At 51.4% G+C, this 14,370-nt stretch carries 11 protein-coding genes; all 11 read left to right on the top strand.

Going from position 1 to position 14,370, the window contains the following annotated elements:
* Positions 1–1,776, top strand: coding sequence for an oligopeptide ABC transporter substrate-binding protein (locus tag ACLUXO_RS02240; RefSeq protein ID WP_412136167.1), 1,776 nt, complete (start codon positions 1–3; stop codon positions 1,774–1,776).
* 136 nt (positions 1,777–1,912) lie between these two features.
* Positions 1,913–3,691, top strand: a complete 1,779-nt coding sequence (locus ACLUXO_RS02235) for an oligopeptide ABC transporter substrate-binding protein (RefSeq protein WP_412136166.1) — start codon at positions 1,913–1,915, stop codon at positions 3,689–3,691.
* Positions 3,692–3,815: 124 nt separating this feature from the next.
* On the top strand, positions 3,816–4,511 hold the full coding sequence (rnc, locus tag ACLUXO_RS02230) for a ribonuclease III (RefSeq protein ID WP_412136165.1): 696 nt from the start codon (positions 3,816–3,818) through the stop codon (positions 4,509–4,511).
* On the top strand, positions 4,511–8,071 hold the full coding sequence (gene smc, locus ACLUXO_RS02225; protein WP_412136164.1) for a chromosome segregation protein SMC: 3,561 nt from the start codon (positions 4,511–4,513) through the stop codon (positions 8,069–8,071). Before rnc ends, smc begins: the two co-directional genes overlap by 1 nt.
* Positions 8,072–8,073: 2 nt before the next feature.
* Positions 8,074–9,405, top strand: coding sequence for a signal recognition particle-docking protein FtsY (ftsY, locus tag ACLUXO_RS02220; RefSeq protein WP_412136163.1), 1,332 nt, complete (start codon positions 8,074–8,076; stop codon positions 9,403–9,405).
* A gap of 47 nt (positions 9,406–9,452) precedes the next feature.
* Complete coding sequence (locus ACLUXO_RS02215) at positions 9,453–10,874, top strand: C69 family dipeptidase (protein ID WP_412136162.1); 1,422 nt, start codon at positions 9,453–9,455, stop codon at positions 10,872–10,874.
* Between the two features lie 52 nt (positions 10,875–10,926).
* On the top strand, positions 10,927–11,268 hold the full coding sequence (ylxM, locus tag ACLUXO_RS02210) for a YlxM family DNA-binding protein (protein ID WP_412136161.1): 342 nt from the start codon (positions 10,927–10,929) through the stop codon (positions 11,266–11,268).
* 1 nt (position 11,269) lies between these two features.
* On the top strand, positions 11,270–12,700 hold the full coding sequence (ffh, locus tag ACLUXO_RS02205) for a signal recognition particle protein (protein WP_412136160.1): 1,431 nt from the start codon (positions 11,270–11,272) through the stop codon (positions 12,698–12,700).
* 94 nt (positions 12,701–12,794) lie between these two features.
* The gene (gene rpsP, locus ACLUXO_RS02200) at positions 12,795–13,067 is read left to right on the top strand and encodes a 30S ribosomal protein S16 (protein WP_002879737.1); all 273 of its coding nucleotides are present in this window, start codon (positions 12,795–12,797) and stop codon (positions 13,065–13,067) included.
* A gap of 61 nt (positions 13,068–13,128) precedes the next feature.
* Positions 13,129–13,632: a ribosome maturation factor RimM gene (gene rimM / locus ACLUXO_RS02195; protein ID WP_412136159.1), complete on the top strand. Its 504-nt coding sequence runs from the start codon at positions 13,129–13,131 to the stop codon at positions 13,630–13,632.
* Entirely contained in the window at positions 13,632–14,369 is a 738-nt protein-coding gene (gene trmD, locus ACLUXO_RS02190; RefSeq protein WP_412136158.1) for a tRNA (guanosine(37)-N1)-methyltransferase TrmD, read from the top strand. Before rimM ends, trmD begins: the two co-directional genes overlap by 1 nt.
* The last annotated feature ends 1 nt before the right edge of the window (position 14,370 follow it).

The following is a 14,370-nucleotide window of genomic DNA, read 5'->3' as shown; positions in this document are numbered from 1 at the left end:
ATGAAGAGAAGAACGCTCGGAACATTTGGAGTGCTTCTGGCCGGGGCAGCTTTGCTGGCCGGTTGCGGCAAGAGCAGCTCCAGCGACAGCAACAGCGGGGCTAAGGATGCCAAGAAATTCCCGGAAGCTACGGCAACTGGTGTAGCCAAGAAGGGCGGCAGCCTCACTATCGCTGAAGAATCTGACACTCCTGTCAAGGGTGTTTTCTTGAACGAACTTTCTGACAGCCAATACGACTCAGACTTTATGTCCTTTGGTAACGAAACACTGTTTGCAACTGATGACCAGTATAAGATCACTAACAAGGGTGCCGCTACCTTCAATATGGACCGGAAGGCCAAGACGGTCACTATTGAAGTTAAGAAGGGGGTCAAGTGGTCTGACGGCAAGCAGGTAACTGCCAAGGATGTTGAATACTCATACGAAATCATCGCCAACAAGGCCAGCCAGTCATCCCGCTACACCAGCTCACTTGCCGACATCGTCGGCTTGGCAGAATACCACGAAGGCAAGTCCAAGAAGATCTCCGGGATCGAAATGCCTGATGGTGAAAACGGACGCAAGGTGGTTCTGCACTTTAAGGAAATGAAGCCAGGCATGACCCAGTCCGGTAACGGCTTCTTCTGGGAATCTGCCGCCCCTTACCACTACTTGAAGGATGTGCCGTTCAGCAAGCTGCAATCCAGTGACAAGGTCCGGAAGAATCCACTCTTCTTTGGTGCATATAAGCTCTCCAAGCTGGTCCGGGGCCAATCAGCTACTTGGGTAAGAAACCCTTACTACTACCGTGGCAAGGCCAAGCTGGACAAGATCACCATCTCAGTAATCTCACCAAACTCTGCTTCCCAGTCAATCAAGTCCAAGAAGTTTGACATCATCGACGTTGTTAACTCCCAATGGAAGGAAGTTAAGGGGACCAAGGGCTATAACTTCGTTGCCCAAATTCCATTGTCATACTCATACATGGGCTTCAAGGTCGGCAAGTGGGACAAGAAGACCGGCTCAGTCAAGATGAACAAGAACTCTAAGATGAGCAACCGCTACCTCCGTCAAGCCATGGGTTATGCCATGAACGTTGATGAAGTAAACCAGCACTACACCCAAGGCTTGTCTTTCAGAGTTAAGACTTTGGTGCCAGAAGCCTTCGGTGACTTTTATGACAAGAGCGTGAAGGGCTTCCCACTGAACATCAAGAAGGCCAACGCTTTGCTGGACAAGGCCGGCTACAAGAAGAAGAAGGGTGAAACCTACCGCCGGGATCCAAATGGCAAGAAGCTGACCATCCACCTGGCAGCCATGAGCGGGTCTCCAAACCAGGAAGCAATCGTGCAAAACTACATCCAGCAATGGAAGAAGATCGGCCTGCACGTAACTTTGACCACTGGCCGTTTGATCGAATTCAACTCCTTCTATGACAAGGTACAAAACGATGACCCATCAGTAGACGTCTTCATGGCCGCATGGTCCCTGTCCAGTGAACCTACTCAAGATGACCTCTACAGTGCTAAGGCTCCTTACAACTTTACCCGTTTCGCAACTAGTGAAAACACTAAGCTGCTGAAGGAAATGGGCAGTGAAAAGTCCTTCAACCACAGCTACCGGGTACAAAAGTTCCACGAATGGCAACAGTACATGCAAAAGGAAGCCTTTGTAATTCCTTTGAACAACTCTTACAGCATCAAGGCAGTTGACAGTAAGTTGATCAATCTCTCATTGAAGCCATCTCAGATGAATAATGGTTTCCCATTATGGTACAAAGTTGGCTTTAAGAAGTAAAAGATAATAAATAATTTCTCAAAAGAGGAGGTTTTCCCTCCTCTTTTTTCTGTTCTCCCGGCTTAGGGCCCGGTCTTGCCGCTTTTGTTATGGTAAACTAAATTGTGTAGCAATTTAGCAAAAGGACTCTTAATTGATGAAAAGACTAACGAAAATAGCGCTTTGCCTGCTGGCGGCCCTAAGTCTGGCGGCCTGCGGGCAAAAGACAGAGAAAAGCAAGCAAAATGGCAACAGCGGGGCAGAAGATGCTATGCAGTTCCCAGTGGCTACCAGCTTTGCCAAGACGAAAAAGGGCGGCAGTATCAAGGTAGCCTTGGAAACTGATACTCCTTTCACGGGGATTTTTTCTGATGAACTGGCTGATTCAACAACTGATGCCACTTTAGCTCAGTTTGGCTCTGAATCCTTGTTTGACACGGACAACAGCTACAATATCACAGACAGCGGGGCAGCAAGCTTCAGCCTGGACCGGCAGGCCAAGCAGATCACCATTAATATTAAAAAAGGGGTCAAGTGGTCTGACGGCAAGCAGGTCGTGGCAAAGGACGTGGAATATGCTTACGAAGTAATTGCCAACAAGGCTACAAACAGTTCTCACTATACTTCTTCCCTGCAGGACGTGGTGGGTTTGAAGGAATACCATGACGGGAAAGCCAAGACGATCAGCGGGATCGAAATGCCGGATGGGGAAAATGGCCGCAAGGTCGTGATTCACTTTAAAGAAATGCACCCGGGGATGCTGAAGTCCGGCAACGGCTACTTCTGGGAATCAGCCCTGCCATATCACTACCTTAAAGATGTGCCTTTCAGTAAGCTGAGAACCTGCATCGAAATCCGTAAAAAGCCCCTCTACTTTGGCCCTTACAAGGTCCAGAGCATTGAAGCGGGGCAGAAGGTGGTTTGGACCCGCAATGAATACTACTGGCGGGGGACGCCGAGCTTGAGCAAGATCACCATCTCCATTATTTCGCCAAAGTCGGTCTCCACGGCCATTAAAGAAAAAACTTACGACTTTATTGAGGTGGTCAACTCCCAATGGCAGCAGATCAAGACTACCAAAAACTACAGGTTTGTGGCCACGATTCCTTTAAGCTACAACTATCTGGGCTTCAAGCTAGGCAAGTGGGACGAGAAGACCAACTCAGTCAAGATGAACAAGAATTCCAAGATGGCCAATAAGTCTCTGAGACAGGCCATTGGCTACGCGATGAACGTCACCCAGATCCAGCGCAAGTACACGTCCGGCTTGACTTTCCGCATCAAGAGCCTAATCCCGTCGCAATTTGGTGACTACTACGATGACAAGAGCAAGGGCTACCCTTATGATCCGGCTAAGGCGAAAAAGCTTTTGGACAAGGCAGGCTACAAGCTCCGGTCGGGGGAAAAATACCGGCGGGACCCACAGGGGCATAAGCTGGTAATCCACTTGGCCGCCATGACCGGTGATTCCAGCCAAAGCAAGATCATCAACAACTACATTAAGAAGTGGAAAGAAATTGGCTTAAACGTTAAGCTGACCACTGGCCACCTGCTGGAATTCAATACTTTTTACAACCTGCTCTTCCAAGATGACGGCCAGGTCGACATGTTCATCGCCGGCTGGACTTTAAACAATGAGCCTTCCCAAAATGGCATCTACGGGGCGGGGACCCAGTACAACCTGGAACGCTTCGCTACCAAGACCAATACCCGGCTGTTGGAAGCAATGGACTCAGATGCCGCCTTTAACATCAACTACCGGATCAAGGTCTTCAAAGAGTGGCAAAGATACATGCAAGAGCAAGCCTTTGTAATTCCTTTAACCAGTTCCTACAAGATTACAGCCATCAACAAGCAGCTGGTCAACCTCTCTTATGAACCGGCAGAAATGAACAACAGCCATCCACTGTGGTATAAGATCGGCTATAAAAAATAATCTGCGACTCTGTTTTGTCCATTTGCCGGACAAGGCAGAGTTTTTTCTTGGATTTAGGTAAAAAAGCCGCCCTTATGGCGGGCTTTTGATATAATTTTTAGTGTTATGAAAGGATGAATAGTTCATGGTCTCAACTAAATTTATTAAAATGCTGGATGAAAAATACGGGATTCGCTTCAAGGATGCCCGCTTGCTGGAGGAAGCCTTTACCCATTCCTCCTATGTCAATGAAAATCCCGGCAAAACTTTGGGGAATTATGAAAAGTTGGAATTTCTGGGGGACGCGGTATTGGAATTCACAGTCTCTGACTACCTTTACCGCCACTTCCAGCACTTAAATGAAGGGGAACTGACCAGACTGAGATCAAATATCGTCCGCACCGAAGGCTTCTCGAAAGTGGCCCTGGATTGCGGCTTTAAAGAAGAAATCAACCTGGGCGTCGGCGAGGAAAAAGCTGGCGGCCGGAAGCGCAAGGCCCTTTTGGAAGATGTTTTCGAAGCCTTCAACGGTGCCTTGTTCTTAGACCAGGGGATTGACGCTGTCGAAAAGTTCCTTAGCCAGACCGTTTATCCTTTAATCGCGGCTGGTTACTTTACCCCGTCGCGGGACTTTAAGACGGACCTGCAGGAACTTTTGCAGCAAAACGGCAGCGTGACCATCGAATACCGGGTGTTAAATGAGAGCCAGCAGCCGCCCCACTTTGAAGTTGAAGTTCTGGTTGACGGCAAGAAGCTGGCCAGTGGGGAAGGACGCAACAAGAAGAAGGCTGAGCAGGACGCGGCCAGCCATGCCTTGGAGCACTTGAATGGAGGAAAATAGTGCCTTTAACTAGTTTGATTTTGGAAGGCTTCAAGTCTTTTGCTGACAAGACGGTGATTGACTTTACTAAAGGGATTACCGGCATTGTCGGCCCTAACGGGTCAGGCAAGAGCAACATTACTGAAGCCATTCGCTGGGTCATGGGGGAAGGCAGTGCCAAATCCCTGCGTGGCCGCAACATGAAAGATGTGATTTTTGCCGGGAGCCAGTTCCGCAAGCCCTTAAACCGGGCCGAGGTCACCATGGTCTTCGACAACCGGGACAAGGAACTGGATTTTCCAGCTGATCAAGTCACAATTACCAGGCGGATCTTAAAGTCCGGCGACAATGAATACTTGATCAACCAGCAGCCTGTCCGTCTGCGGGATGTTCGGGCTCTCTTTCTGGACTCCGGCATTTCCCAAAACAGCCTGGCCATTATTTCCCAGGGGCGGGTGGACCAGATTCTTAATTCCCAGGCCCGGGAAAGACGGGGGATTTTCGAAGAAGCAGCCGGGGTGCTCCATTTTAAGCAGCAAAAGCAGCAGGCGCAAGGGCAGCTGGAGACGACCAATGACAACCTGATCCGGATCAACGACCTGGTCAATGAACTGGAGAAGCGGCTGGAGCCTTTGCATGAACAGAGCTCCTTGGCCCAGGAATACCAATTCCAAAAAGCCGCCCTTGATGAGGACTTAAAGACCCTGCTGGCCTTTGAAATCGCCGACTTGGACCAGGAAGAAAAGGAAGTTTCCCAGAAACTGGCCAAGAGCCAGGAACTTTTAAGCCGGCTGGACGCGGAAGTCAAGCAGTCCCAGGCCAAGCTGGCAGCCAAGCGGCAGGAATTCCAGCTGGAAAGCCAAAAGCGGGACCAGGTGCAAGCGGAAGTCCTTAAATTGACCAACCGGCTCTCAGAAATCAACACTTCCTTGCAGGTTTCCCAGCAATCCCGGCAGTTTGACCAGGCAACCAGGCTGGAATACCAAAGACAGCTGGCTGATTTAAAGGAAAACCTGGCGGCTACGGATGCGGAAATCAGCAAATTGGCTGACCAGGAAGCTGAATATGCCGGGCAATTGGATCAGCTAAAAGGCAAAAGGCAAAAGCTGGCTGACCAGCTGAAAGAAGATCCGGCCAGCCTCAAGTTGAAAGTTGAAGACCTGCGCTCGCAATACATTCAGACCTTGCAGGACCAAACCAGCGCCAACAACCAGCTGGTTTACCTGGAAGGGGAAATCAAGCGGGCCAAAGAGAGCAAGGACCAGCGCTATGAAGATACCTCCAGCCAATTGGCCAAGAGCCAGGAAGAACTGGAAGGCTTGCGGTCGAAAGGGCAAAAGCTGCGGGCAGAAAATGACCAGCTGCAGGCGGAATTAAAGGAAGCCAGCGACCAATTAGGAAAATTAGCTGCCGACCAGCAGCTTGCCCAAAAGCAGCTGCAGGCAGATTTGACCAACCTCCAGCGCCTGACTGCCCGCCGGGATGCCCTGGTCAATATCCAGAAGCGGCATGACGGCTACTATGCCGGGGTCAAACAGGTTTTAAACCAGCCAGACCGCTTCCCGGGCATTATCGGGGCAATTGGGGAACTTTTAACCTTCCCGGCCGACCTGGAAGCAGCCATGACGACTGCCCTTGGCGGCAGCGTTCAAAGCCTGGTAGCTAAAGACCGGATGGCGGCTAAAGATGCCATCCAGCAGTTGAAGGTCAGAAGACTGGGCCGGGCAACTTTTTTGCCCCTGGATGCATTAAGATACCGGGCAATTCCCGCTTCAACCCGGCAGGCCCTGGAACGCTTTGCCGGCTTCCAAGGCCTGGCCAGCGAATTGGTTGAGGCTAAAGGCGATACTGACATTTCAGAAGCTATCCAGTACCTGCTGGGCAGCATCATTATCGTTGACAATATGGACACGGCCCTGGCTGTTTCAAGGCAGATCGGCCACTACCGGGTCGTTACCCTGGACGGGGATGTCATCAGTCCTGGCGGGGCCATGACTGGCGGGGCCCGCAACCAGCGGAATAATTCCCCTTTGCAGACAACGGCTGAAATCAACAAGACGACGGCCATGCTGGAGGAATTAGAAGGGCAGTTCCATATTAAAGAAGAAAAGCTGGCCGGCTTAGACAAGCAAGTGAAAGACAAGCAGGAGACCCGGGACCAAATCAGCCGGGACCTGCAAAGCCTGCAGCAGGACTTGAGCGCGGCAGTCTTGACCTTCCAAAGCCAGGAAAAAGAAGTCAAGCGCCTGGAAAGCGCCGTTCAGCTCTACCAGGCCCAGCAGGCTGAACAAGCTGCCTACCTGGCAGATTTGACTGACAAAGAAAAGGCCCAAAAGACCAAGAAAGAAGAGCTGGCGGCTTTGGCCGACCAGCAAAAACGCGACCTGGCCAGCTTGCAAGAGACCATTCAGAACTACACTGATTTAAACCAGGGCGTGCAAGAAAAATTGGCTGAGCTTGACCCGCAATTGGCGGTTTTGGCCAACAAGCAGGAGAACCTGCAAACCAGAAAGGCTGAGCGCGGCCGGCAAAAGGCGGCTAGCCAGAAGCAGATCGGGCAGCTGGAAGAAAAACTTGCTGCTTTGGACAATTCCAGTCAAATGTCAGCCAGCAAGAAAGAGGAGCTGGGCCTGGAGAAAGACCGGCTCCTGGCTGAGCAAAAAGACAAGCAGGCTGACCTGGATGCAGCCAGCCAGCTTTTGGGTCAGCTGAACGGGCAGATCAACCAGCTGGAAGCCGTGGCGACCAGAAACTATGACTTGCGAAAAGACGCGGCTAGTGAACAAGAAGAGTTCTCAGTCAAGCTGGCCACGGTTAAAGGCCAGCTTAAGCAGCACCTGGACAGTTTAAGAGAAGACTACTCCTTGACTTATGAAGCCGCGCTTTCTCAGGCCAAGCTGGAAAATACAGAAGAAAACCAGCAGAACCTGCGCCGCAGCGTCAAGCTGCACCGGATGTCTTTGGAAGACATCGGCCCAGTGAACTTGGGCGCGATTGACGAATATAAAGAAGTCAAGGACCGCTATGACTTTTTGAACGGGCAGCAAAACGACCTGCTGGAAGCAAGAAGCAACCTGCAGCAGTCGATGGATGAACTGGACCAGGAAGTTAAGGACCGCTTCAGCCAGACCTTCCAGCAAATTTCGGCTTCCTTCAGCCGCCTTTTCCCGGTGGTCTTTGGCGGGGGCAATGCCCGCTTGACCTTGACGGATCCGGACGATTTGCTGGAGAGCGGGGTGGAAATCATCGCCCAGCCGCCTGGCAAGAAGCTGCAGCGCTTGAGCCTTCTGTCTGGCGGGGAGCGGTCGCTGACGGCGATCACCTTGCTTTTTGCCATGCTGGAAGTCAACCCAGTGCCATTCTGCGTGCTGGATGAAGTGGAAGCAGCCCTGGACGATGCCAATGTCGTCCGCTTTGCCCGCTTCCTGCGCCAGTACGACAGCCAGACCCAGTTTATCGTGATTACGCACCGGCGGGGGACCATGGAACAAGCCGACCAGCTCTACGGGGTGGTCATGCAGGAATCCGGGGTATCCCAGATTTTGTCGGTCTCCTTGAAAGATTTAAAAGATGAGGTATAACCGTGGGATTATTTGATCGAATCAAAAAGAGCCTGTTCGGCCAAAAAGACGAAGAAAAGCCAGAAGAAGTCAAGGCTGACCAGGAAGAAGCCGCAGAAGAAAGTACTGAGACAGAAAATGAGGCAGTTGCAGAGACTACTGAAACTTCTGAAGAAGCGGTAGCAGAAAAGGCTGAAGAGCAAGAAGAAACTGCTGATGAAGAAAAAACTGAAGTAGTTGAAGAAGTCGCTACAGAAGAAACAGAAGAATCTACTGAAGCTACAGAAACTGTAGAAGAAGAAAAAACAGAAACTACTGAGGAAGCAGAAGAAGAATCTACAGAAGAAACTACCGAAGAAACTGAAGCTACTGAAGAAGCTGAAGAAGAGACCGCTGAACCAACAGAAGAAAGTACAGAAGAAAAGACAACTGAGCTCTATGAAAAGGGGCTGGAGAAGTCCAACAAGGGCTTTGGTGCCCGCCTCAACGCCTTTTTGGCCAAGTTCAGAACGGTTGACGAAGACTTCTTTGACGACTTGGAAGAATTGCTGATTGAATCCGACGTTGGCTATGAAACCAGTGAAGAACTGACCGACCAGCTCAGAGAAGAAGCCAAGCTGCAAAAGGCCAAGAGCCGGGATGACTTAAAGCGGGTCATCGTGCAAAAGCTGGTGGAAGTCTATGATGAAAATGCCAACAGCGAAAATGAAAAGCTGGCTTATGATCCTAATGCCAAGCCAAATGTCTACCTTTTCGTCGGCGTCAACGGGGCCGGCAAGACCACTACGGTCGGTAAATTGGCCAAGCGTTTCCACGACCAGGGCAAGAAGGTCCTGTTAGTCGCTGCCGACACTTTCAGAGCCGGCGCGGTTGAGCAGCTGGTTGAATGGGGCAAGCGGACCGGTGTTCCAGTTGTAACTGGCCCGGACAAGGCTGACCCGGCTGCCGTGGTCTACGACGGCCTAGAGCGGGCGATCGCGGAAGAAGCAGACTACCTCTTGGTTGACACGGCCGGCCGTTTGCAAAACAAGGTCAACTTGATGAACGAGTTAGAAAAAATCCAGCGAACCATCAAGAAGCGCCTGCCAGATCAGCCGGCTGAAACCCTCCTGGTTCTGGACGGGTCAACTGGGCAAAACGCCCTCCTGCAGGCCAAGGACTTTGACAAGACGACCAAGCTGTCTGGCTTAGTCTTAACCAAGCTGGACGGGTCCTCCAAGGGTGGGGTGGTTCTGTCCATCCGCCATGAAATGAAGCTGCCAGTCAAATTGGTTGGCCTGGGCGAAAAGGCGGAAGACCTGGCCGACTTTGACGCGGCCAACTACGCCGTTGGCCTCTTCCACGACCTGCTGTAGTTTTAAAAAAGAAGAGTAAAGTTAGATTAGAAGGTTAAAAAAGAAAAATGAAAGATGATGCATGTACTTCGATTTTAGTCGGCAAAAAAGCGGCCATGGATGGCAATAACCTGATTGCCCGCAATGACGACACCTTTTCTCCCTTAAACCAGCAAAAGTTTGTCGTTAACCCGGCAGTTCACGGGGAAAAGGGGCGCAAGATCAAGTCCTGGCTGAACAAGTTTGAAATGGACTTGCCGGAAGACGCCTACTGCTACCCGGCTGTGCCTAATGTCGACTACAAGAAGTACGGCTACTATGAAGAAAGCGGCATCAACGAAAAGAACGTGGCCATGTCGGCTACTGAGTCAACTTACGGCAATGAACGCACTCTGGCCTTTGACCCCTTAGTGGTTGACGGTTTAGACGAGGATTGCATGGTCAATGTCGTCTTGCCTTATATCGACTCTGCCAGAGGCGGGGTTAAACGCCTGGGCGCCTTGATCGCCAAGTACGGGTCAGCTGCCGGGAACTCAGTCCTTTTTTCTGACAAGGATGAAATCTGGTACATGGAAATCGTGACCGGCCACCACTGGGTCGCGCAAAGAATTCCCGACGATGCATATGCCATCGCCGCCAACCGGGTCTCTATCCAGGAAGTTGACTTTACTAGTGATGACTTCATGTGGAGTGCAGGGATCCAGGACTTTGTTGCCAAAAACAAGCTCAACCCTGACCTGGCAGGCTGGAACTTCCGCCATATCTTCGGCACCTTCACTGAACAGGACCGCCACTACAACACTTCCCGTGTCTGGTATGGGCAAAAGATCTTGAACCCAAGCATCGACCAGGACCCGGAAGACCCTGACCTGCCATTCATCCGCCGGGCAGAAAAGAAGATCAGCAAGGAAGACATCGAATACATCTTGGGTTCTCACTACCAGGACACGGTCTACGATCCATTTGCCGTCAAGGGCAGCGATGAAGAACACCACCGCTACCGGCCGATCGGCCTTAACCGGACGCAAAACGCCCATATTCTGGAAATCAGAAGTGACCAAGCAGCTGGCGTTGCCGGGATCATGTGGCTCTGCATCGGCGGACCGACTTTCACTCCGTTCGTGCCTTTCTTTAGCAATATGAACGACACTGACCCTTCTTATAACGATACTTCCCTGGAATACCGGCAGTCTGACGCCTGGTGGTTCTATAAGTCTTTGGCAGCTTTAGTGGAGAGCCACTACTCCCACTTCGTCCAAATGGACGCGACCTACTTGACTGAGCTGAACCGCTACTTCCGCGCCCGGGTGGCCGAAGTGACCGACCAGGCCCAAGGCCTCACCGGCGAAGAACTGACCGCCTTTTTGACCAAGGCCAACCAGGAAACGGTGGCCCACTGCCGCCAGGAAAGCGAGAAGCTTTGGGGCCAGCTCTTTAAGGAAGCCATCAAGCTGTCCAAGCTGACTTTCAATATGGATAAAAATCTCTAAAAAGTACTGCACTTGCAGTGCTTTTTGCTATACTGGTAACCAGGTGAAAAAGATGGATGAATTGAGCAAAAACGAAGCTCTGGGTGACCTGTACGCCATGTACGGCGCCTTGCTCACCCAGGGCCAGCAGGATTATTTTGAAGATTATTACTACAACGACCTGTCTTTAGGCGAAATTGCCGACAACCGGCATGTTTCAAGACAAGCGGTCTATGACAATTTGCGGCGCAGCGCCAAGTCTTTGGAAAAATACGAAGACAAGCTGCAGCTGCTGGCCAGTTACGGCCAATTGGAAGAAGGCATCAGCCAGGCCTTAGCCTGCCTGGCCGCCGGTGACCAGGAAACGGCCAAATTGCAGCTGGAAGACTTGCTGCAGATAATTAGAGGAGAATAAGATGGCATTTGAAAATTTAAGCGAACGTTTGCAGAAGGCCCTGCGCAACTTGACCGGGAAGGGGAAGATCTCTGAAGAAGACATCAACGCCGCCTCCCGGGAAATCCGCCTGGCCCTGCTTGAAGCCGACGTCAACTTCAAGGTGGTCAAGGACTTTATCAAGACCATCAAAAAGCGGGCCCTGGGCCAGGAAGTGCAGGAATCACTGACTCCAGGCCAGCAGGTCATCAAGATCGTTAACGAAGAACTGACCAAGATGATGGGGGAAGAAGCGGTCGGCTTAACCAAGTCCCCGCACATCCCAACTGTTATCATGATGGTCGGTCTGCAAGGTACTGGTAAGACTACCACAGTCGGCAAATTGGCCTACCGCTTGATGAAGGAAGAAAAGGCCCGGCCGTTTTTGATTGCCGGCGACATCTACCGGCCAGCGGCCATTGACCAGCTCAAGCAAATCGGGGCGGACTTGAAGGTCCCGGTTTTCAGCGAGCCGGATGAAAAGAACGTGGCCAAGATCGTGGAAGACGGTCTGGCCGAAGCCGCCGTCCACAGAAACGACTACGTAATCATCGACACGGCCGGCCGGCTGGAAATCGACGAACCTTTGATGAAGGAACTGGAAGAAGTCAAGGCGGTCAGCCAACCGGACAACATCCTCTTGGTAGTTGACGCCATGACTGGGCAAGCCGCTGCCGACGTGGCCAAGACCTTCAATGAACGCCTGGACGTGACCGGGGTCATCTTGACCAAGCTGGACGGTGACACCCGGGGCGGGGCCGCCTTGTCCATCAGAGCCATCACCGGCAAGCCAATCCTCTTCACTGGGCAAGGGGAAAAGCTGACCGACCTGGAAGTCTTCCACCCGGACCGGATGGCTTCCAGAATCCTGGGCATGGGGGACATGCTGACCTTGATCGAAAAGGCTCAGCAGGACTACGATGCCAAGCAGGCGGAAAAAGTCGCCCAGAAGATGCGGGAAAACACTTTTGACTTCAACGACTTTATCGACCAGCTGGAACAGGTGCAAAAGATGGGGCCGCTGGATGAAATCATGAAGATGATTCCGGGCATGGCCAATAACCCGCAATTGAAGAACTTCTCAATTGACGAAAAGCAGATCGCCCATACCAAGGCCATCGTCTACTCCATGACGCCAGCCGAAAGAGAAGACGAAAGCCTGCTTAACCCGAGCCGGCGCCGGCGGATCGCGGCTGGGTCAGGCGTGCCGATTGTGGAAGTCAACCGGATGATCAAGGAGTTCAAGACAGCCAAGGATATGATGTCCAAGGTGACCAAGGGGAACTTCAAGGACTTGGAGAAACTGCCCGGCATGAACAGCCCGATGGCCAAGATGGCCATGCGGCGGATGGGGAAGAGCTTCAAGAAGAAGAAGGCCAAGAAAATGAAGAAGGTCAAGCGCTTCCACTCATAATTTTTAAAAAAGAGCAGGCTGTTAAGTAAAAATACTTTACAGGCTGCTCTTTGGGTGTTATAGTATAACTATTGAAATTTAGGAGGACTAATTAATGTCAGTTAAGATTCGTATGCGCCGTATGGGTGCCAAGAGAAAGCCATTTTACCGGATTGTTGTAGCAGATTCACGTGCACCTCGTGACGGCCGCTTCATCGAAGAAGTTGGTTACTACAACCCAGTTTCACAACCAAAGGAATTGAAGCTTGATGAAGACAAGATCTTTGAATGGCTGAAGAAGGGTGCACAACCTTCAGACACTGTTCGTTCACTTCTTTCAGGCGCTGGCTTGATGGCTAAGTTGCACGACGAAAAGTACAACAAATAATTGGAAAAGGTTTGGGGCACTAGCTTCAAACTTTTTTTGTTGAAAAGGAAAAATATACACCATGAATTACTACAATGTTGGCAAAATCATCGCGACCCATGGCTTAAAGGGTGAAGTCAAGGTCGCTTTGACCACCGACTTTCCAGAAGACCGCTTCAGAACTGGTTCCCGCCTTTACCTGGGCGACGATAGCCGGGAAGTGACGGTAGCTGCTGGCCGGCCCTTTAAGCAGTTCTGGCTGGTAACTTTTGCGGAAATCACTGATATTGACCAGGCGGAAAAGCTGAAGGGGACGGAGATCTTGATCAGCGAAGAAGACCAGGGAGAACTGCCTGACGGGGTCTACTACTACCGAGACCTCTTGGGCTGCAAGGTCCTGGATGATGAAAGCGGGGAAGAAATCGGCGAATTGACTGATATCGAAGCGCCAGGCGCCAATGACATCTGGGAAGTAACTGACGGAAACGGCAAGAGCTTCTGGCTCCCATACATCCCGCAGGTTGTTAAGAGCGTGGATATTGCTAAAAAAGAAGTCCGGGTTGAATTAATGGAGGGCTTGAGATAGTGAACATCAACGTATTGACCCTGTTTCCTGAAATGTTTACCCCCTTGCAGGTATCCCTGCTGGGCCGGGGCCAGGAAGACGGCAAGTGGAAGCTGAACCTGGTCAACTTCCGCGATTTTTCTGACCGGCCGCATAAGTCAGTCGACGATACTCCTTATGGCGGAGGCGCCGGGATGGTTCTCCAGGTCAAGCCAATCAAGGATGCCCTTGATTCACTGGAAAAGAAGGGCAAGGTCATCATTACTGCTCCCCAAGGGAAGACCTTCAATGAACAGATGGCCCAGGAATGGTCCAAGGAAGAAAACCTGACCTTCATCTGCGGGCACTTTGAAGGCTTTGACCAGCGGGTTTACGATCTGGCTGACGAAATGGTTTCCATTGGCGACTACGTTTTGACTGGCGGGGAACTGCCAACCATGAGCATGATCGATGCCACTGTCCGCCTTTTGCCAGGGATTCTGGGCAATGCCCTGTCTCCAGTTGAAGAATCCTTCTCAGACGGCCTTCTGGAATATCCGCAATACACCCGGCCAGCTGATTTTGAGGGGCAAAAGGTACCGGAAGTCCTCCTTTCAGGCAACCATGGCAAGATCGATGAATGGCGGCACTACCAGGCTTTAAAGGCCACCAAGCTGCACCGGCCGGACCTGCTGGAGAAGCGGGACTTGACCCCGGAAGAGGTCAGAATGCTGCGGCAGATCAGAGAAGACGAGCAGGCTGAAGAAGACAAGCTATAGA

The organism is Lactobacillus delbrueckii subsp. bulgaricus (assembly GCF_046938665.1).
GTDB lineage: Bacteria > Bacillota > Bacilli > Lactobacillales > Lactobacillaceae > Lactobacillus > Lactobacillus delbrueckii_C.
Note: the sequence above shows the minus strand (reverse complement) of the source record. Positions and strands in the feature narration are given on the sequence as shown.